This is a genomic window from Azohydromonas sp. (genome assembly GCF_035325925.1).
Classification (GTDB): domain Bacteria; phylum Pseudomonadota; class Gammaproteobacteria; order Burkholderiales; family Burkholderiaceae_C; genus Calidifontimicrobium.
In genome coordinates this window covers 66,101-85,232 of sequence record NZ_DAOKZA010000013.1, presented here as the reverse complement: position 1 = coordinate 85,232, position 19,132 = coordinate 66,101, and the positions used below count along the sequence as shown (strand labels likewise).

The 19,132-nt window shown below is 72.7% G+C and carries 18 protein-coding genes; 8 read left to right on the top strand and 10 right to left on the bottom strand.

Translation table 11 applies throughout. The features are described from left to right. Positions 1 to 20 precede the first annotated feature (20 nt). Both ppk1 and PKC53_RS07155 read left to right on the top strand, forming a co-directional pair. The gene (gene ppk1 / locus PKC53_RS07160) at positions 21 to 2,126 is read left to right on the top strand and encodes a polyphosphate kinase 1 (protein WP_324427680.1); all 2,106 of its coding nucleotides are present in this window, start codon (positions 21 to 23) and stop codon (positions 2,124 to 2,126) included. A 16-nt stretch (positions 2,127 to 2,142) separates the two neighbouring features. After that, a complete protein-coding gene (locus PKC53_RS07155) occupies positions 2,143 to 2,604 on the top strand; it encodes a histidine phosphatase family protein (protein WP_324427679.1) in 462 nt (153 codons plus the stop codon). 21 nt (positions 2,605 to 2,625) lie between these two features. On the opposite strand, the gene PKC53_RS07150 is transcribed toward PKC53_RS07155, so the two are convergent. Continuing rightward, positions 2,626 to 4,131 carry a Ppx/GppA phosphatase family protein gene (locus PKC53_RS07150; protein ID WP_324427678.1) on the bottom strand — a complete coding sequence of 502 codons (1,506 nt, stop codon included), beginning with the start codon at positions 4,129 to 4,131 and terminating at the stop codon, positions 2,626 to 2,628. A gap of 149 nt (positions 4,132 to 4,280) precedes the next feature. On the opposite strand from PKC53_RS07150, the gene PKC53_RS07145 reads away from it, so the two are divergent. Continuing rightward, positions 4,281 to 5,063 (top strand): ZIP family metal transporter, encoded by a 783-nt coding sequence (locus PKC53_RS07145; protein ID WP_324427677.1) that lies wholly within the window; start codon positions 4,281 to 4,283, stop codon positions 5,061 to 5,063. 99 nt (positions 5,064 to 5,162) lie between these two features. On the opposite strand, the gene PKC53_RS07140 is transcribed toward PKC53_RS07145, so the two are convergent. The 4 genes from PKC53_RS07140 to PKC53_RS07125 form a co-directional block, all read right to left on the bottom strand. Further along, a complete protein-coding gene (locus PKC53_RS07140) occupies positions 5,163 to 5,597 on the bottom strand; it encodes a universal stress protein (RefSeq protein ID WP_324427676.1) in 435 nt (144 codons plus the stop codon). A 75-nt stretch (positions 5,598 to 5,672) separates the two neighbouring features. Continuing rightward, positions 5,673 to 6,560, bottom strand: coding sequence for a sulfurtransferase (locus PKC53_RS07135; RefSeq protein ID WP_324427675.1), 888 nt, complete (start codon positions 6,558 to 6,560; stop codon positions 5,673 to 5,675). 22 nt (positions 6,561 to 6,582) lie between these two features. After that, entirely contained in the window at positions 6,583 to 7,470 is an 888-nt protein-coding gene (locus tag PKC53_RS07130) for a DMT family transporter (protein WP_324427674.1), read from the bottom strand. Between the two features lie 63 nt (positions 7,471 to 7,533). Next, complete coding sequence (locus PKC53_RS07125; RefSeq protein ID WP_324427673.1) at positions 7,534 to 8,655, bottom strand: aromatic ring-hydroxylating dioxygenase subunit alpha; 1,122 nt, start codon at positions 8,653 to 8,655, stop codon at positions 7,534 to 7,536. 268 nt (positions 8,656 to 8,923) lie between these two features. Between PKC53_RS07125 and xseB the strand changes: the two genes are divergently transcribed. From xseB to folE2, 4 genes are all read left to right on the top strand, one after another. After that, on the top strand, positions 8,924 to 9,157 hold the full coding sequence (gene xseB / locus PKC53_RS07120) for an exodeoxyribonuclease VII small subunit (RefSeq protein ID WP_324427672.1): 234 nt from the start codon (positions 8,924 to 8,926) through the stop codon (positions 9,155 to 9,157). Continuing rightward, a complete protein-coding gene (locus tag PKC53_RS07115; protein WP_324427671.1) occupies positions 9,154 to 10,050 on the top strand; it encodes a farnesyl diphosphate synthase in 897 nt (298 codons plus the stop codon). Before xseB ends, PKC53_RS07115 begins: the two co-directional genes overlap by 4 nt. A 53-nt stretch (positions 10,051 to 10,103) precedes the next feature. Further along, positions 10,104 to 12,014, top strand: a complete 1,911-nt coding sequence (dxs, locus tag PKC53_RS07110) for a 1-deoxy-D-xylulose-5-phosphate synthase (RefSeq protein ID WP_324427670.1) — start codon at positions 10,104 to 10,106, stop codon at positions 12,012 to 12,014. A gap of 118 nt (positions 12,015 to 12,132) precedes the next feature. After that, the gene (folE2, locus tag PKC53_RS07105) at positions 12,133 to 12,933 is read left to right on the top strand and encodes a GTP cyclohydrolase FolE2 (RefSeq protein ID WP_324427669.1); all 801 of its coding nucleotides are present in this window, start codon (positions 12,133 to 12,135) and stop codon (positions 12,931 to 12,933) included. Positions 12,934 to 12,969: 36 nt separating this feature from the next. Here the strand turns inward: folE2 and PKC53_RS07100 are convergent, their stop codons facing one another. Both PKC53_RS07100 and PKC53_RS07095 read right to left on the bottom strand, forming a co-directional pair. Next, a complete protein-coding gene (locus tag PKC53_RS07100; protein ID WP_324427668.1) occupies positions 12,970 to 13,656 on the bottom strand; it encodes a retropepsin-like aspartic protease in 687 nt (228 codons plus the stop codon). Beyond that, positions 13,653 to 14,147, bottom strand: coding sequence for a YajQ family cyclic di-GMP-binding protein (locus PKC53_RS07095; protein ID WP_324427667.1), 495 nt, complete (start codon positions 14,145 to 14,147; stop codon positions 13,653 to 13,655). Before PKC53_RS07095 ends, PKC53_RS07100 begins: the two co-directional genes overlap by 4 nt. A 38-nt stretch (positions 14,148 to 14,185) precedes the next feature. On the opposite strand from PKC53_RS07095, the gene murB reads away from it, so the two are divergent. Next, complete coding sequence (gene murB, locus PKC53_RS07090; protein ID WP_324427666.1) at positions 14,186 to 15,235, top strand: UDP-N-acetylmuramate dehydrogenase; 1,050 nt, start codon at positions 14,186 to 14,188, stop codon at positions 15,233 to 15,235. A 42-nt stretch (positions 15,236 to 15,277) separates the two neighbouring features. On the opposite strand, the gene PKC53_RS07085 is transcribed toward murB, so the two are convergent. The 3 genes from PKC53_RS07085 to argG all read right to left on the bottom strand — a co-directional run bounded on the left by PKC53_RS07085 (position 15,278) and on the right by argG (position 19,104). Further along, positions 15,278 to 17,095 (bottom strand): ATP-binding protein, encoded by a 1,818-nt coding sequence (locus PKC53_RS07085; RefSeq protein WP_324427665.1) that lies wholly within the window; start codon positions 17,093 to 17,095, stop codon positions 15,278 to 15,280. A 162-nt stretch (positions 17,096 to 17,257) separates the two neighbouring features. Then, a complete protein-coding gene (locus PKC53_RS07080) occupies positions 17,258 to 17,767 on the bottom strand; it encodes a hypothetical protein (protein WP_324427664.1) in 510 nt (169 codons plus the stop codon). Beyond that, complete coding sequence (gene argG / locus PKC53_RS07075; RefSeq protein ID WP_324427663.1) at positions 17,764 to 19,104, bottom strand: argininosuccinate synthase; 1,341 nt, start codon at positions 19,102 to 19,104, stop codon at positions 17,764 to 17,766. Before argG ends, PKC53_RS07080 begins: the two co-directional genes overlap by 4 nt. Between the last annotated feature and the right edge of the window lie 28 nt (positions 19,105 to 19,132).

The following is a 19,132-nucleotide window of genomic DNA, read 5'->3' as shown; positions in this document are numbered from 1 at the left end:
CATGTCCATAATGGCGGTCGATGGACATCGACCGCGCGCCCGAACCCGTCGCGCCCGCCGACGGTCAGGCGCCCGACGCACCACCGCTGGTGCTGCTCGACCGCGAGCGCTCGACGCTGGAGTTCAACCGCCGCGTGCTCGCGCAGGCGCGGCGCGACGACGTGCCGCTGCTCGAGCGGCTGCGCTACGTCACCATCGTGTCGTCGAACCTCGACGAGTTCTTCGAGGTGCGCTTCGCCGATTATCTCGAGCTCGCGCGCCGGCCGGGCACCGGGGTGTCGCTGCGCGACCTGCGCGACGTCGGGGCCGAGGCGCATCGGCTGATCGACGAGCAGTACGCGCTGTTCAACGACGAGGTGATGCCGGCGCTGCAGCGCGAGGGCATCGTCGTCATCAACCACGCCGAGCGCAGCGAGGCGCAACGCGCGTGGGTGGCGCGCTTCTTCGAGCAGCAGGTGCGCCCGCTGCTGGTGCCGGTGGGGCTCGACCCGGCACACCCGTTCCCGCAGGTGGCCAACAAGAGCCTGAACTTCATCGTGCGCCTGGGCGGGCGCGACGCGTTCGGGCGCGAGAACCGCATCGCCATCGTCAAGGTGCCGCGCGTGCTGCCGCGCGTGATCCGCCTGCCCGACGACATCAGCGGTGGCCGCCAGGCGTTCGTCATGCTCACCAGCGTGATCCGTGCGCACCTGCACGAGCTGTTCCCGGGTCGCGAGGTGACCTTCTTCTCGCAGTTCCGCGTCACGCGCGACAGCGAGCTCGAGGTCGACGAGGACGACGTGAAGAACCTGCGCCAGGCGCTGCGCTCGGGGCTGACGAGGCGCCACTTCGGGCAGGCGATCCGCCTGGAGGTGGTGGCGACCTGTCCCGACGAACTGGCCGAGTTCCTGCTGCAGCAGTTCGCGCTGCCGCCCGAGGCGCTGTACCGCGTCAACGGTCCGGTGAACCTGGTGCGTCTGAACCAGCTGATCGACCAGGCCGACGCCGAGCCGCTGCGCTTCCCCGCCTACGAGCCGGCATGGCCCGAGCGCCGGCTGCCGCGCGACAAGCCGATCTTCGAGTGCCTGCGCGAGGGCGACGTGCTGCTGCACCACCCGTTCGAGAGCTTCGAGCCGGTGGTGCAGTTCCTGCGCGAGGCGGTGCACGACCCCGACGTGCTGGCGATCAAGCAGACGATCTACCGCACCGGCGCGCAGAGCGTGCTGATGGACCTGCTGCTCGAGGCGGTGCGCCGCGGCAAGGAGGTGATGGTCGTCGTCGAACTGAAGGCGCGCTTCGACGAGGAGGCCAACATCAACTGGGCCGAGCGGCTCGAGGCGGTGGGCGCGCAGGTGGTCTACGGCATCGTCGGGCTGAAGACGCACGCGAAGATGCTGGTCGTCACGCGCCGCGAGGGCCACCGTCTGCGCCGCTACGCACACCTGTCGACCGGCAACTACAACCCGAAGACCGCGCGGCTGTACACCGACGTCGGCTACCTGACGGCCGACGCCGAACTCACCGCCGACGCCGACGCGGTGTTCCAGCAGTTGGCCAGCCTGGTGCGGCTGCGCCCGCCGCGCCACCTGCTGACCGCGCCGTTCGTGCTGCACCGGCGCATGCTGCGCCACATCCAGCAGGTCGCCGACGCGGCGCGCGCCGGGCGGCGTGCGCGCATCGTCGTCAAGGTCAACGCGCTGACCGACGTCGCGCTGATCGACGCGCTGGTTACCGCCGGCCGCGCCGGCGCCGACATCGACCTCGTCGTGCGCGGTGCGTGCATGCTGCCACCGGGCGTGCCGGGGCACACCGGCCGCATCCGCGTGCGCTCGGTGGTCGGGCGCTTCCTCGAGCACACGCGCGTGGCGTACTTCGCCTGGGGCGACGGCGACGCCGACGAGGTGCTGTACCTGAGCAGCGCCGACTGGATGAGCCGCAACATGCTGCGCCGCATCGAGGTGGCGTGGCCGGTGCGCGACGCGACGCTGCGCCAGCGCGTGATCGACGAGTGCCTGGTGCCGTACCTGCACGACACGCTCGACGCGTGGACGCTGCACGCCGACGGCCACTACGAGCGCGTGCGCCCGGCCGCCGGCCAGCGTGCGGTCAGCGCGCAGCGCGCGCTGATGCGGCGCTACGGCGGCTGAACACCGCGCACCGGGCATGGACCTGATCCTGTGGCGCCACGCCGAGGCCGTCGAGTCGCCCGGGGACGGCGACGACCTCGACCGCGCGCTGAGCGCGAAGGGCGAGCGCCAGGCGCGGCGCATGGCCGAGTGGCTCGACCGTCACCTGCCGGCCGGCACGAAGGTGCTGGCCAGCCCGGCGCGGCGCTGCCAGCAGACGGCGCAGGCGCTGAACGGCAAGTTCAAGACCGTGCCGGCGCTGGCGCCCGACGGCACGGTCGACGCGCTGCTGGCCGCGGTGCGCTGGCCCGATGCGCGCGACCCGGTGCTCGTCGTCGGCCACCAGCCGACGCTGGGGCTGACCGCGGCGTACCTGATGGCCGGCGTCACGATGCCGTGGAGCGTGCGCAAGGCCGGCGTGTGGTGGCTGCGCTCGCGCCAGCGCGGCGGCGAGCGCGAGGTGGTGCTGGTGACGGTGCGCGGGCCGGAACAGGTCTGAGCCGCCGCGCCACCCGCGCTTTCAGTTCACCAGCACCAGCTGCAGCGGCCCGCCGCGGTTCCAGGTCTCGGCTTCCTCCTCGAGCAGGAACAGCGTGCGCGGGTGCGTCGCGGCCCACTCGCGGCTGAACGACAGCGCCGCGCGCGCGCCGTCGCGGCGCAGCCGCAGTGCGTTGGTGTCGACCCTGCCGCGCGCGTGGCACTTGATCACCGCCAGCCGCAGGCACAGCACCTGCCAGGTGAACGCGTCGTTGACGAACGCGTGCTCGATCTTGCGCAGCCCACCGCGCTGGCCGAGCGCCAGCTCGCCGACGCGGCGCTGCTGGCTCTGCGAGAAACCCGGCGCGTCGACGTGCGCCAGCAGGTACGCGCTGTGGCGGTGGTGGTCGTGGTGCGAGACCATCATCCCGATCTCGTGCAGATCGCAGGCCCAGGCCAGTTCCCGGGGGGCGTCGGTGTCGGCGTCGCCGGCGACGCCTTCGTACAGCGACCGCGCGACCGCGCCCACGCGCTGCGCCTGCGCGACGTCGACGCGAAAGCGCCGCTGCAGCTCGGCCACCGAGGCGTCGCGCATGTCGCCGCCGCGCGCGCGCTGGCGCGCGGCGAGCCGCTCGTGCAGGTCGACGATCACGCCCTGGCGCAGCGCGCCCTTGGTCGGGCGCAGCGCGTCGATGGCGAAGTGCGTGGCCAGCGTGTACAGGATCGACAGCCCCCCGGCGAGCACCGGGCGGCGGTCGTTGCGCAGCCCGGGCAGTCGCAGCCTCGAGACGTGGCCGGCGTCGATGCAGCGCGCGATGCACCAGCGCAGCGCCGCCGGCGTGATCTCGCCGGCGCTGACGTCGCTGGCCACCAGCAGCTGCGACACCGCGCTGACGGTGCCCGACGACCCGAGCGCCTCGTGCCAGCGACCGCGCGCGAAGGTCTCGAGCGCCTCCTCGATCTCGGCGCCGGCGGCCACCTGCGCGGCGCGGAACGCCGCCTCGGTGAGGCGCCCGTCGCCGAAGAAGCGCTGCGACAGGCTGACGCTGCCGACCTGGAACGACTCGGCCACCAGCGGCGAGCGCCCGGCACCGATGATCATCTCGGTCGAGCGCCCGCCGATGTCGACCACCAGCCGGCGCGCGTCGGACGGCTGCACGTGCGCGACGCCGGCGTAGATCAGCCGTGCCTCCTCGCGCCCGGAGATGACCTCGATCGGGTACCCGAGCACGCCCTGCGCGCGCAGCAGGAACGCGTCGCGGTTGCGCGCCTCGCGCAGCGTCTGCGTGGCCACCGCGCGCACCTGCGCCCCGCGAAAACCCGCCAGCCGGCTGGCGAAGCGCGCCAGGCAGTCGAGCCCGCGCTGCGCCGCCGCGTCGGTGAGCATGCCGTTGGCGTCGAGCCCGCCGCCCAGGCGCACGGTCTCCTTCAGGTAGTCGATGCGGCGGTAGCGGCCGTGCGCGATCTGGCCGATCTCGAGGCGGAAGCTGTTCGATCCCAGGTCGACGGCGGCGAGCAGACCGGCGGTGCTGGACGGGGCGGCGACCATGACGGGCATTGTGCGGGCATTCGCGACCGGCTCCGTTGTGCCGGCGCCGCATCGGCCGACCGCCGGCGTCGCGCCCGACGCGCCCGATAACATCGCGCCACCACAGGCACCCGCGCACGGCCGGGGCCACCGACCCTTCCCGATCCCCCATGACCCTCGGCTACATCATCGCGGCGACGTTGCTCGGCGGCGCGCTGTCGGTGCTGATCGCCGCCAGCCTGACGGTGGCGGTGCTCGGCCGCGTGGTCAAGAGCCTGGTCAGCCTGTCGGCCGGCGTGCTGCTGGGCACCTCGCTGCTGCACGTGCTGCCCGAGGCCTTCGACAGCGACGCCGGCGCCGACCGCCTGTTCGCCGCGCTGCTCGGCGGCCTGCTGTTCTTCTTCCTGCTCGAGAAGGCCGAGCTGTACCGGCACGGCCACCACCACGAGGGCGACGACCCGCACCACCACCACCACCACGGCTTCGACGCCGAGCAAGCCGGCACCGGCGGCTGGAGCGTGCTGCTGGGCGACAGCATCCACAACTTCTGCGACGGCATCATCATCGCCGCCGCGTTCCTCGCCGACACGCAGTTGGGCATCGTCACGGCGCTGGCGGTGGTCGCGCACGAGATCCCGCAGGAGGTCGGCGACTACATCGTGCTGCTCAATGCCGGCTTCTCGCGCGCCAAGGCGCTGCTGTACAACGCGTTGTCGGGCGCCGCCGCGGTGGCCGGCGGGGTGCTCGGCTACTACGTCGCCAGGCCGTGGGCGGACCTGTTCCCGTACCTGCTGGTGGTCGCGTCGAGCAGCTTCATCTACGTCGCGGTGGCCGACCTGCTGCCGCAACTGCAGCGCCGGCTGCCGCTGGCGCAGACGCTGGCGCAGGTGGCGTGGATCGGCGCGGGGCTGCTGCTGGTCAGCGGCGCGACCGCGCTGCTGCACGCGCACTGAGGGTCCGCCCGGCCTGCCCCCGCCGCAGCGAGAAGACCCGGGGCGGCCCGACGTCTGCCGGGCAGGCGCCGCGGCCGCGACCGGCCGTGGCGCGCGGGCTCACTTGACGACCAGCACCGGCGTGGCGGTGTGCGTCAGCACCTTCTGCGTCTCGCTGCCCAGCAGCAGCGCGGCGACACCGCGCCGGCCGTGCGAAGCCATCACGATCAGGTCGCAGCCGTTGGCCTTCGCGTGGTCGCAGATCGCTTCCCACGGGTGCAGCGCCTCGACGGTGGTGGCGGTGCACTTGACGCCGGCGGCGGCCGCGCCGTCGACCACGGACTTCACGCGCGCCGAGGCGATGCGCTCCTGCGCGTCGTAGAACTCCTGCGGCGGCGTCGGCTGCATCTCGGAGATCGCGCTGTACGGGAACGGCTCCTTCACGCTGAGCGCGCTCAGCGCCGCCCCGGTGAGCTTGGCCAGCGCGATCGCCTGCTCGACCGCCTTGGCGGAGATCTCGGAACCGTCGGTGGGGATCAGGATGTGCTTGTACATGGAGGCTCCTGTCGTCAGGGGAGGGGGGTCAGGGCGGCAGTGTTGCACCGGAACGGGTGCCCGGCTTGAGGCAGGTCAAGAGGACGCGCCCGCCCCGGGCGCTGCGCCGTCGCGGGCCAGCGCGCGCGCGGGGTCGCTCGACCACTCGCTCCACGAGCCGGGGTACAGCGCGCCGGTGCCCAGGCCGGCGTGCGCGAGCGCGAGCAGGTTGTGGCAGGCGGTGACACCCGAGCCACACATGTGCACGACGTCGGCCGGCGCGGCGGCGCCGACCAGCGGCAGCAGTTCGGCGCGCAGCGTCGCCGCGTCCTTGAAGCGGCCGTCGGGTCGCAGGTTGTCCATGAAGAAGCGGTGCAGTGCGCCCGGCACGTGCCCCGCGGCGGCGTCCAGCGGTTCGACCTCGCCGCGAAAGCGCTCGCCGGCACGCGCGTCGAGCAGGCACACGCGGCCCAGGCGCGCCTGCAGCGCCGCGGCGTCGACCAGCGGCATCGCGTCGGCGCGCGCCGGGTACGGCGCCGCGTCGAGGCGCCCCGGCGCGGCCGTGGTCAGCGTGCCGCCCGCGGCCTGCCACGCGGCCACGCCGCCGTCGAGCACCGCCGCCGCATCGTGGCCGATCCAGCGCAGCAGCCACCAGGCGCGCGCCGCGCAGGGGCCGCCCTGCGCGTCGTAGGCCACCACCTGCACGCCGGGCGCGATGCCGAGCCGAGCGACGAGGGCGGCCCACGCGTCGCGCGCCGGCAGCGGGTGCCGGCCGCGGAAGCGCCCCGCGGCGTCGCGCGTCGGGCCCGACAGGTCGCGTTCGAGGTGCAGGTAGTGCGCGCCGGGCAGGTGGCCGGCGGCGTAGGCACGCTCGCCGGCAGCAGGGTCGAACAAGTCGAAGCCGCAGTCGAGCAGCACCGTGGGCGTGCCGTGGCGCAGGCGCTCGAGCAGGGTGTCGGCACGGATCAGCGTGTGGTGGGTCATCGGCGGACTGCGTCGCGGCTACTCAGCTCTCGGCCGCCGGGCCCCGGGCGTCGGGGGGTGAGGCGCGCGCACGCAGCAGCGTGGCGGCCAGTCCGGCGGCGACGATCAGCACCATGCCGAGCACGGCCATCGTCGTGACCGGGTCGTCGAACAGCAGCACGCCGTAGACGAACGCGAAGACGATGCCCAGGTACTGCAGGCTGGCGTTGGACAGCGCGCGGCCGATCGCGTAGGCGCGCGTCATCAGCATCTGCGCGACGGTGGCCAGCGCGCCGATGGCCAGCAGCAGCAGGCCGACCGGGGTGTGCGCACTCGCGCCGTGCAGCGCCATCGTCGCGGCGCCGGCGGCGACGCTGCCCAGCGAGAAGTAGAAGACGATGCGGTACTCGGGCTCGCCGGCGCGGCCCAGCGTGGTCACCTGCAGGTAGGCCAGCGCGGCCATCATGCCCGACACCAGTCCGCACAGACCGTACCACAGCTGGTGGTCGTCGATCGTCGGGCGCAGCACCAGCGCGACGCCGGCGAAGCCCACCAGCACCGCGGCGACGAGCCGGCCGTCGACACGCTTCGAGCCGAGCATCACCGCACCGCCGATCAGGAACAGCGCCATCCACACCGAGGACATGTAGTTCAGCGTCACCGCGGTGGCCAGCGGCAGTCCGGCGATCGCGTAGAACCACAGCATCAGCGACGCGACGCCGACGATGCTGCGCCAGAAGTGCATCGCCGGCACGCGGGTGCGCAGCGTGCCGCCGTTGACGCGCGTCAGCCCGGCGATCACGACGGCGCCGACCAGCCCGCGGTAGAACACGATCTCGCCGGCGCCGTACTGCGCCGACGCGAACTTGACGCACACGCCCATGCTGGCGAACAGGAATGAGGAGACGAGCATCAGCCACGGCGCGGACATGCGGCGCATTGTCGTGGAGCGCCGTGCGCGGCGCCCGCCCGCCGCGGGCGCGTCGCGGACGCCTCAGGCCCGCGTGCGCCCCATGCCCATCTGCGTGCGGTACCACTCGTGGAAGTGGCGCATGCCGTCTTCCATCGGGCTCTGGTACGGGCCCGCCTCGTCGTCGCCGCGCTCGTACAGCGCCCTGCGCCCGGCGTCCATGCGCAGCGCGATCTCGTCGTCCTCGACGCAGGTCTCCATGTACGCGGCCTGCTCGGCCTCGACGAACTCGCGCTCGAACGCGGCGATCTCCTCGGGGTAGTAGAACTCGACGATGTTGGTCGTCTTCTGCGGGCCCTTCGGGTACAGCGTCGAGACCACCAGCACGTGCGGGTACCACTCGATCATGATGTTCGGGTAGTAGGTCAGCCAGATCGCGCCGTGCGTCGGCGGCTTGCCGTCGCGGTACGCCAGCAGCGCCTCGTGCCAGCGCCGGTACACCTCGCTGCCGGGCTTGGACAGCGCGGCGCTGATGCCCACCGTCTGCACCGAGTGGTGCGCGCCGAACTCCCAGCGCAGGTCGTCGCAGGTCACGAAGTGCCCCAGGCCGGGGTGGAACGGCGCGACGTGGTAGTCCTCGAGGTAGACCTCGATGAAGGTCTTCCAGTTGTAGTCGCACTCGTGGACGTGGATCTTGTCGAGCACGTAGCCTGCGAAGTCGAGTTCGGCGCGCGGGCCCAGCCGGGCGAGGTCGGCATCGATGTCGCGGCCGTTGTCCTCGAACAGCATACCGTTCCAGGTGCGCAGCCGGTAGCGGTTCAGGTGCAGGCAGGGGTCGTCGGCGAAGTGCGGCGCGCCGATCAGCCGCCCCTGCAGGTCGTAGGTCCAGCGGTGCAGCGGGCACACGATGTTCGACTGCGTGTGGCCGCGCCCGCGCAGCATCACCGCCTGCCGGTGGCGGCAGACGTTGGAGACCAGCTCGACGCCTTCGGGCGTGCGCAGCAGCGCGCGGCCTTCGCCTTCGAACGGCAGCGCGTAGTAGTCGCCGACCTCGGGCACCGCCAGCTCGTGCCCCAGGTAGCGCGGACCGCGCTGGAAGATGAGTTCGTGCTCCCTGCGGAACAGGCCCTCGTCGAAGTAGGTGGCCACGGACAGCTGCGAACGGCCGCGCTCGAGGGCGTCGAGCGCGAGGCTCAGGTCGGACATGATCCTCAGGATCTCCAAAAACCGATGTCGAACCGCCCCCGGACGACGGACGCGAACGCTTGGGGATGCGCGACGCACGCCACCGAAGGCCTCGTGCCGCGGCGGCGTTGCCGCGCGCGGGGCCGCGGATTCTAGTCGGCGGGCCCGTCTGCGGCGCTTGCGGTGCGGCAAGAACGGCGTGCGACCCTGCCGGGGCACCGCGGTTCCCGCCGCGCGCCGTGGCCGGGGCGACGAATACAATCGGGGCCCTCGAATTTCACGTTCCGAAATGCCGCGATCCACCGCCCGGCCCGCCGACGCGCCGACCTACGAGCAGGCGCTGGCCGAGCTCGAGCAGCTCGTGCAGGCGATGGAGGCCGGTCAGATGCCGCTGGACCGCCTGCTCGACAGCTACCGTCGCGGCGCCGAGTTGCTGACCCTGTGCCGCGAGCGGCTGCAGGCCGTCGAGGAGCAGGTCAAGGTGCTCGAGGAAGGCCAGCTCAAGCCATGGACCAGCGCGTGAGGCCGCCGCACGTCGCGCCCGAGTTCGACGACTGGGTGCGCGCTTCGCTGGCCGAGGTCGAGTCGGCACTCGAGCGCTGGGTGCCCGCCGACGCGCCGGCCGGGCTCGGCGCGGCGATGCGCTACGGCGTGCTCGATGGCGGCAAGCGGCTGCGCCCGCTGCTGGTGCGCGCCGCCGCCGAGGCGGTCGGCGGCGACGCCGAGGCGGCGCTGCGCGCCGGGGTCGCGGTCGAGCTGATCCACGCCTACTCGCTGGTGCACGACGACCTGCCTTGCATGGACAACGACGTGCTGCGCCGCGGCAAGCCGACCGTGCACGTGGCCTACGGCGAGGCGCAGGCGCTGCTGACCGGCGATGCGATGCAGGCGCTGGCTTTCGAGCTGCTGACGCCGTCCTCGGGGGTCGCGCCGGCGCTGCAGGCGCGGCTGTGCGGTCTGCTCGCGCGTGCCGCGGGGCACGCCGGGATGGCCGGCGGCCAGGCGATCGACCTGGCGAGCACCGGCCGGCGGCTCGACGAGCCGGCCCTGCGCGACATGCACATGCGCAAGACCGGCGCGCTGCTGCGCGCCAGCGTGCTGATGGGCGCGGCCTGCGGCGACGTCGGCGCCGACGCCTGGTGCGCGCTGGCCGACTACGGCGCGGCGATCGGCCTGGCGTTCCAGGTCGTCGACGACATCCTCGACGTGACGCAGCCGTCGCAGACGCTGGGCAAGACCGCCGGCAAGGACCGCGAGTCGAACAAGCCGACCTACGTCTCGGTGCTCGGGCTGGCGGCGTCGCGCGAACGCGCCTTCGCGCTGCGCGAGGAGGCGCTCGAGGCGCTCGAACGCAGCGCGCTGCCGGCGCAGCGGCTGCGCGCGCTGGCGCACCTGGTCGTCGACCGCACCAGCTGAGGCCCGCCTCCACCGTGTCCAGCGCCGCACCGGGCGAACCCACTGCCACCTCCATGACCGCGTACCCGCTGCTGCAGACCATCGACAGCCCCGCCGACCTGCGCCGGCTGTCGGGCGAACAGCTCGCCACGCTGGCCGACGAACTGCGCGGCTTCTTGTTGGCCAGCGTCAGCAAGACCGGCGGCCACCTGTCGAGCAACCTCGGCACCGTCGAGCTGACGATCGCGCTGCACGCCGTCTACCGCACGCCGCACGACCGCATCGTCTGGGACGTCGGCCACCAGACCTACCCGCACAAGATCCTCACCGGCCGGCGCGAGCGCATGGACACGCTGCGCCAGCTCGGCGGCATCAGCGGCTTCCCGCGCCGCGACGAGAGCGAGTACGACACCTTCGGCACCGCGCACAGCTCGACGTCGATTTCGGCGGCGCTGGGCATGGCGATCGCGTCGCAGCTCAAGGGCGAGCAGCGCAAGGTGGTGGCCGTGATCGGCGACGGTGCGATGAGCGCCGGCCAGGCCTTCGAGGCGCTGAACAACGCCGGCGTGCCGCACGCGGGCGTGCCGGCCAACCTGCTGGTCGTGCTCAACGACAACGACATGTCGATCAGCGCGCCGGTCGGTGCGCTGAACAAGCACCTGGCGCGGCTGATCAGCGGCAAGTTCTACGCCGCCGCGCGCGAGGGCGCCAAACAGGTGCTCAAGGCCGCGCCGCCGTTGCTCGAACTGGCGCGCCGCCTCGAGGAGCACGCCAAGGGCATGGTCGCGCCGGGCACGATCTTCGAGGAGTTCGGCTTCAACTACGTCGGCCCGATCGACGGCCACGACCTCGACGCGCTGATCCCGACGCTGGAGAACCTGCGCGACAAGCCCGGCCCGCAGTTCCTGCATGTGATCACGAAGAAGGGCTACGGCTACAAGCTGGCCGAGGCCGACCCGATCGCCTACCACGGGCCGGGCAAGTTCGACCCGGCGCAGGGGCTGGTCAAGCCCGCTGCGCCGGGCAAGCCGACCTTCACGCAGGTCTTCGGCCAGTGGCTGTGCGACATGGCCGCCGCCGACGAGCGGCTGGTGGCGATCACCCCGGCGATGCTCGAGGGCTCGGGCATGGTCGAGTTCCAGCGGCGATTTCCGAAACGCTGCTTCGACGTCGGCATCGCCGAGCAGCACGCGGTGACCTTCGCTGCCGGGCTGGCCTGCGAGGGGCTGAAGCCGGTGGTCGCGATCTACAGCACCTTCCTGCAGCGCGGCTACGACCAACTGGTGCACGACGTGGCTATCCAGAACCTGCCGGTGGTGCTCGCGCTCGATCGCGCCGGCGTCGTCGGCGCCGACGGCGCGACGCACTGCGGTGCCTTCGACATCGCCTACCTGCGCTGCCTGCCGAACGTGGCGCTGCTCGCACCGTCGGACGAGAACGAGTGCCGCCAGGCGCTGACCACGGCGTATCGCCGCGCGCACCCGGCAGCGGTGCGCTACCCGCGCGGCGCCGGCGTCGGCGCGGCGATCGACAGCGCGCTGGGCGAGTGGGAGTGGGGCCGCGGGGTGGTGCGCGAGCGCGGCCAGCGCATCGCCGTGCTCGCGTTCGGCACGCTGCTGCACCCGGCGCTCGAGGCCGGGCGGCGGCTGGGCGCGACGGTGGCCGACATGCGCTTCGTCAAGCCGCTGGACACCGCGCTCGTCGTCGAGCTCGCGCGCACGCACGACGCCGTGGTCACCGTCGAGGAGGGCTGCATCGCCGGCGGCGCCGGCGCTGCGGTGATGGAGGCGCTGCACGCTGCCGGCATCGACGTGCCGGTGCTCGCGCTGGGGCTGCCCGACGACTTCGTCGATCACGGCGACCCGGCGCGCCTGCTCGCGCTGCTCGGGCTCGACGCGGCCGGCATCGAGCGCGCCGTCGTCGAGCGCTTCGGCGACACGCCGCGCGTGCGCCCGGCACCGCTGGCGGTGGCCGCCAGCCGCTGAGCGTCGCGTCACCGGCGCGACAACGCGAAAGGGCCCAATCCGGCAAGGCGGCGCGAACGGTGCGAAGCTCCGGCGACAGCCGGAAGTCACCGCGCGCGGCGTCCGGCCGCCACACGTCATGAGCCATCCCACCGACACGCTGCACATCCCCGACACGCAGAGCGAGCGCGACGAGCGCCGGCTGGCGATCCAGCGCGTGGGCATCAAGGACGTGCGCTACCCGCTGGCGGTGCGCGTGGCCGGCGCGGTGCAGCACACGCAGGCGGCCTGGGACCTCGACGTGATGCTGCCCGCCGAGCGCAAGGGCACGCACATGTCGCGCTTCGTCGGCTGGCTCAACGACCTGGTCGCCGGCGACGTCGTGCTCGACGCGCCGACGCTGCGGGGGCAGCTCGCGGCGATGCTCGAGCGGTTGCACGCCACCGAGGGTCGCATCGAGGCGCGCTTCGCGTTCTTCCTGAAGAAGCGCGCGCCGGTCTCGGGCGTCGCCAGCCTGCTCGACTACCAGGGCCGCTGGATCGCCGAGGCGCGCGACGCACGCACCGCGGTGTGGGCCGAGGTGGCGGTGCCGGTGAAGAGCCTGTGCCCGTGCTCGAAGGAGATCTCCGACTACGGCGCGCACAACCAGCGCTCGCTGGTGACGATCCGCGCCGAGCTGTGCGAGCCGGTCGAATGGCACGAACTGGTCCGCTTCGCCGAGGACAGCGCGTCGAGCGAGATCTGGCCGCTGCTCAAGCGCAGCGACGAGAAGTGGATCACCGAGCGCGCGTACGAGAACCCGAAGTTCGTCGAGGACCTGGTGCGAGACGTCGCGCTGCGGCTGAACGGCGACCGGCGCCTCGGGCGCTACCGCGTCGACGTCGAGAACTTCGAGTCGATCCACAACCACTCGGCCTACGCGCGCATCGAGCGCGCGTAGGCCGCGCGCATCGAGCGCGCGCAGCAGGCCCCGCGGCTACGGCCGCCGCTCGAGCCGCATCACGTCGTTCTCGCGCGTCATCTGGAAGCGCGACAGGAACGAGTTGCCGAGCAGCACGTAGGGCATCTCGTGCGGCAGCACGATCGCGCGCACCTGGGCCACCTCGACCTCGCCGACGCGCACGGTGCGCAGCGTGAGCTCGTGCGCCGCGACCACGCCGTTGGCGGTGCGCGTGCCCACCGCACGGCCTTCGCGCCACGCCAGGCCGATGCGCTCGGCCTCGGCGCGACCCATCGCCACCGTCGTCGCCCCCGTGTCGACCATGAACTGCACCGGCCGGCCGTTGATGCTGCCCAGCGTCGTGAAGTGCCCGCCGGGGCCGGCGCTGAGCACCACGCTGGCGGATGCGCCGTCGCGCGCCGCGCCCGTGCCGAGCGCCACCGGCGCCCCGAGGCGCAGCCGCTGGCGCCGTGCGTCGATCTCGACCTCGGCCTCGCCGTCGCGCACGCCGAGCAGCCGCACGCCTCCGGCGGCGCTTCCCACCGCGACCGTGCGCGGCTGGCCGTCGATCACCAGCAGCGCCGCGCGCTCGCCGATGCTGCCGTTGAAGGTGACGGTCTGCGCGTGGGCGGCGATGCCGGCCAGGCCCGTCGCGAGCCAGGCGCACGCCGTCGAGACCCGCCGAGCGGCGGCCGCGGTGGGCCTGGCGGGGGGCGTGGTCACTCCCTGAAGTTGGTGAACGCCAGCGGCAGGTCGGCGACCTCCTGGCGCAGCAGCGCGATCGCCGCCTGCAGGTCGTCGCGCTTGGCGCCGGCGACGCGCACGCTGTCGCCCTGGATCGACGCCTGCACCTTCAGCTTGCTGTGCTTGACCAGCGACTGGATCTTCTTCGCGTGCTCGCTGTCGATGCCCGATTTGATGCGCAGCAACTGCTTGACCTTGTCGCCGCCGATCTTCTCGACCTTCGCGCCGGCGTCGACGAAGCGCACGTCGACGCCTCGCTTGGCGAGCTTGGCCAGCACGATGTCCTTGACCTGACCGATCTGGAAGTCGCTGTCGCCGTAGAGGGTGACCTCCATGCCCCTGTCGCCGAGCTCGACCCTCGCGCTGGTGCCCTTGAAGTCGAAGCGCGTGCCGACCTCCTTGGCGCTCTGGTCGACGGCGTTGCGCACCTCGACGAGGTCGGGTTCGAGCACGGCGTCGAAGCTGGGCATGGTCGGGTGCGAAGGCGGCGATCGGGGAAAATTCTGCCATGCCGACCTCCGCCGCGGGACCCACCGTCGAACGCAACGTCAGCCTGCGTGCGTACAACACGTTCGGGCTGCCGGCGACGGCGCGCGCGCTGGCGCGCATCGCCGCCGACGCCGACGTGCGGCGCCTGCTCGCCGACCCCGAACTGGGGCGCGAGCCCAAGCTGGTGCTCGGCGGCGGCAGCAACGTCGTGCTCACGCGCGACGTGCAGCAGGTGGTGCTGAAAGTCGAGGTGCGCGGGCGGCGCGTGGTCGAGCGGCGCGACGACGCGGTGATCGTCGAGGCCGGCGGTGGCGAGAACTGGCACGACTTCGTCGCGTGGACGCTCGACCAGGGCCTGCCCGGGCTCGAGAACCTGGCGCTGATCCCCGGCACCGTCGGTGCCGCACCGGTGCAGAACATCGGCGCCTACGGCGTCGAGCTGGCCGAGCGCTTCGAGGCGCTCGACGCGGTCGACCTGGTCACCGGGCGCAGCGTCACGCTCGACGCCGCCGCGTGCCGCTTCGGCTACCGCGACAGCGTGTTCAAGCACGGCGGTTTCGGCGGGCTGGCCGGCAAGAGCCTGATCACGCGCGTGCGCCTGCGGCTGCCGCAGCCGTGGCGGCCGGTGCTCGGCTACCTCGACCTCGAGCGCAGGGTGCACGAGACGGGCATCGCGGCGCCCGACGCGCGCACGATCTTCGACTGGGTGTGCGAGATCCGTCGCGCCAAGCTGCCCGACCCGGCCGAGATCGGCAACGCCGGCAGCTTCTTCAAGAACCCGGTGGTCAGCGCCGAGCAGTGCCGCGACATCATCGGCCGCGACCCGCACGTCGTGCACTACGTGCTGCCCGACGGGCGCTGCAAGCTCGCCGCCGGCTGGCTGATCGACGCCTGCGGCTGGAAGGGCAAGTCGGTCGGCCGCGCCGGCGTGTACGAGCGCCAGGCGCTGGTGCTGGTCAACCGCGGCGGCGCCAGCGGGGCCGAGGTGGTCACGCTGGCGCGCGCGATCCAGGAGAGCGTCTACGGCCGCTTCGGCATCCGCCTCGAGCCCGAACCCGTGGTGATCTGACCCACACGGGGCCGACGCGGTCGGCGCGGCGCGGGTGGTTGCCTATGCCCGCGCCATCGCCGCCGACAGCGCGTTCGGGTCGACCGGCTTGGCGAGGAATCCGGTCATGCCGGCGGCTAGGCAGCGCTCGCGGGTCTCGGGGAACACGTCGGCGGTCAGCGCCATGATCGGCACCGCGGCCATCGCGCCGCCGAGCGCGCGGATGCGCCGTGTCGCCTCGACGCCGTCGAGCTCGGGCATGTGCAGGTCCATCAGCACCAGGTCGACGCGCTCGCCGCGGTCGACCAGCTCGCGTGCCGTGTGCACCGCCTGCACGCCGTTCTCGACGAACAGCGCGTCGTGGCCCAGGCGCTCGAGCAGCGCGGCCAGGTACAGCCGGTTGACCGGGTGGTCCTCGGCGGCGAGCACGCGCAGCGACCGCGCCGGCGCCGGCACTTCCGCGGGCGCCGCGGCAACCGCCGGCGGCGGCGCCTCGACCAGCGGCAGGTCGAACTGGAATCGGCTGCCCTGGCCGGGTGTGCTGCGCACGGTGATGTCGCCGCCCATCAGCCGCGCCAGGTTGCGCGAGATCTCCAGTCCCAGCCCGGCACCGAAGTGGCGGCGCGAACGGCTGGCGTCGCCCTGCGTGAAGCGCTCGAACAGCCGGGTCAGCGTCGCCTCGTCGATGCCGATGCCGGTGTCGGTGACGATGAACTCGATGCGTGCGTCGCCGCGCTGCACCTCGAGCATCACCGAGCCTCGGTCGGAGAACTTGATCGCGTTGGACAGCAGGTTGAACAACACCTGCTTGACGCGCGTCGCGTCGACCATCACGCGCGGCGGCAGCGCCGAGTCGACCGCGACGTGCATCGCCAGCCCCTTGCCGATGACCTGCGGGCGCATCAGCGCCTCGACGTCGTCGACCAGCCGCTGCAGCTCGACCGGTTCGGGGCTCAGCTGCAGCGTGCCGGCCTCGAGCTTGGACAGGTCGAGCACGTCGTTGAGGATCGCCAGCAGGTGGTCGGCCGACTCGGTGGCCGTCTTCAGCTGCGCGCGCTGGCGCTCGTCGAGCCGCGTGTCGCGCAGCAGCGAGAGCATGCCCAGCAGGCCGTGGAACGGCGTGCGGATCTCGTGGCTCATGTTCGCGAGGAACGTGCTCTTCGCCTCGCTGGCCGCCTCGGCGGCGCGGCGCGCCTCGCGCAGGTCGCGCGCCAGCGCGAGCAGGCGCTGGCGTCGGCCGTCGAGCTGGCGCATCTGGCCCATCGCGACCAGCCCGAACCCCAGCGTGGTCACCGACAGCAGCGCGGTCAATCCGAGCGCGACCTGGTTGTGCCGGCGCACCGTCTGGTTGCGCAGCGCCACCTGCGCGCTGGCCTGGTGCGACGACTCGAGCGTCAGCGTGTGGATCGGCTCGTCGAGCGCGTCCAGCGCCGGCTGCAGCGCGCGCAGCGCCTCGGCGTCGAGCGCTCGCACGGGCTGCGGGCCGAGCAGCGCGTCGGCGTCGCGCACGAAGCCGCGCAGCAGCTGCTCGGTGTCGCGGTACTCGGGGCGGTCGCGCAGCAGGCGTTCGGCCGTCGCGCTGCCGAGCAGGTCGACGCGGCTGACGAAGATGTCGTAGCGCATGCGCAGCGCGTCGTCCGGCACCGGCGTGGCCTGCGCCGCGTCGTGCCAGACTTCGCGCAGGCGCAGGTACTCGGTCTCGATCTGCCCGAGGCTGATCTGCAGGTAGTCCTCCTCGTACTGGTCGGTGAGGTTCAGCAGCTGGTGCTGGCGCGACTGGACGTAGGCCACTGCGGCGAGCACCAGCACCAGCAGCGCGCCGGTGGCCCAGAACGGCCAGCCCAGCCGGTGCGCCGGGGCGGCGTCGGGGACGTCGCTCATCGCACGGCCCTGCGGCCGCTGCCGCGGCCCCCTCCCCGCGGGAGGAGAGCGCCGCCTTCGGGCGGCCGTGCGGCGGCGGTCATCGGTCGGCCCTCCGGCCGCTGCCGCGACCCCCTCCCCGCGGGAGGAGAGCGCCGCCTTCGGGCGGCCGTGCGGCGGCGCTCATCGCACCTCGATCGAGCGCAGCTGCCAGATGCAGCGGCTGTAGTACACGGCGCTGCGCAGCTCGTCGTGGCGGTCGAACGGGTACATCACGAACAGCGGCCCTTTCTCGCGCACCGACATCGGCTTGCCGTCGAGCAACCGCGCGAGCACCACGTCCCAGCGTCGCACGTCGTCGACCGGGATGTCGACGCGGTAGTTGTTGAGCGCCCGAGCGCGCAGCGCGGTGCCGTGCGCGCCGGCGCGGTCGAGCACGTCGCGCAGCAGCGGCCCGGTGAACAGGCGCACACCGTCGTACCACGGCGTGCGCACGCGCAATTCGTGCTGCGGCAGCGCCTCGAGCATGGCCATGTCGAACTGCGCCTCGGCGCCGGCATTCGGCGCACGCAGCGTTCCGCCGACGCTCAGCACGACGGTGCCGGTGGGCGCGGGCAGCGCCGCCGACACCGGCGTCGACCACCACGGCAGCGCGGCCGCGGCGAACAGCGCGTCGCGCCGGCGCAGCCTCACCGCGCAGTGTCCTCGTCGGCCAGGCGCGGCAGCGACGCGCCGCTGCCGACCGACAGCAGCCCGCTGCGCGCGTAGATCGCGAGCTTGTCGCGTGTGTCGACGATGTCGAGGTTGCGCATGGTCAGCTGGCCGATGCGGTCGGCCGGGGTGAACATCGACTCGCCCTTCTCCATCGTCAGCCGCTCGGGATGATAGGTCAGGTTCGGCGACGCGGTGTCGAGGATCGAGTAGTCGTTGCCGCGGCGCAGCTCGAGCGTGACCTCGCCGGTGATCGCGCGCGCGACCCAGCGCTGCGCGCTCTCGCGCAGCATGATCGCCTGCGGGTCGAACCAGCGCCCCTGGTACAGCAGCCGGCCGAGCTTGCGCCCGTTGTCGCGGTACTGCTCGATCGTGTCCTCGTTGTGGATGCCGGTGACCAGGCGCTCGTAGGCGATGAACAGCAGCGCCAGCCCGGGGGCCTCGTAGATGCCGCGGCTCTTGGCCTCGATGATGCGGTTCTCGATCTGGTCGCTCATGCCCAGCCCGTGGCGCCCGCCGATGCGGTTGGCCTCGAGCATCAGCGACACCGGGTCGTCGTACGTCACGCCGTTGAGCGCCACCGGCCGGCCTTCGTCGAAGCGCACCGTGACGTCCTCGGCGCGCACGTGCACGTCGTCGCGCCAGAACGCCACGCCCATGATCGGCTGCACGATGCGCATGCCGCGGTTCAGGTGCTCGAGGTCCTTGGCCTCGTGCGTCGCGCCGAGCATGTTCGAGTCGGTCGAGTAGGCCTTCTCGACGCTCATCTTGTAGTCGAAGCCGTGCGCGATGAGGAACTCGCTCATCTCCTTGCGCCCGCCGAGCTCGTCGATGAAGCTCTGGTCGAGCCAGGGCTTGTAGATCTTCAGCGCCGGGTTGGCGAGCAGCCCGTAGCGGTAGAAGCGCTCGATGTCGTTGCCCTTGTAGGTGCTGCCGTCGCCCCACACGTGCACGTCGTCGTCCTTCATCGCGGCCACCAGCATCGTGCCGGTCACCGCGCGGCCGATCGGCGTGGTGTTGAAGTAGGTCAGCCCGGCCGTGGACACGTGGAACGCGCCGCACTGCAGCGCGGCGATGCCCTCGGCCACCAGCTGCGCGCGGCAGTCGACCAGCCGGGCCTTTTCGGCGCCATAGGCGAGCGCGCGCTTGGGGATGTCGTCGTAGTCGGGTTCGTCGGGCTGGCCGAGGTGGGCGGTGTAGGCGTAGGGCAAGGCGCCCTTGTGACGCATCCACAGCAGCGCGGCGCTGGTGTCCAGGCCGCCGGAGAACGCGATGCCGACCTTCTGGCCGACGGGAAGGTGTTGCAGGATGATGGCCATGGCGTGGTGTGTGCGTGGGGCGGCGCGC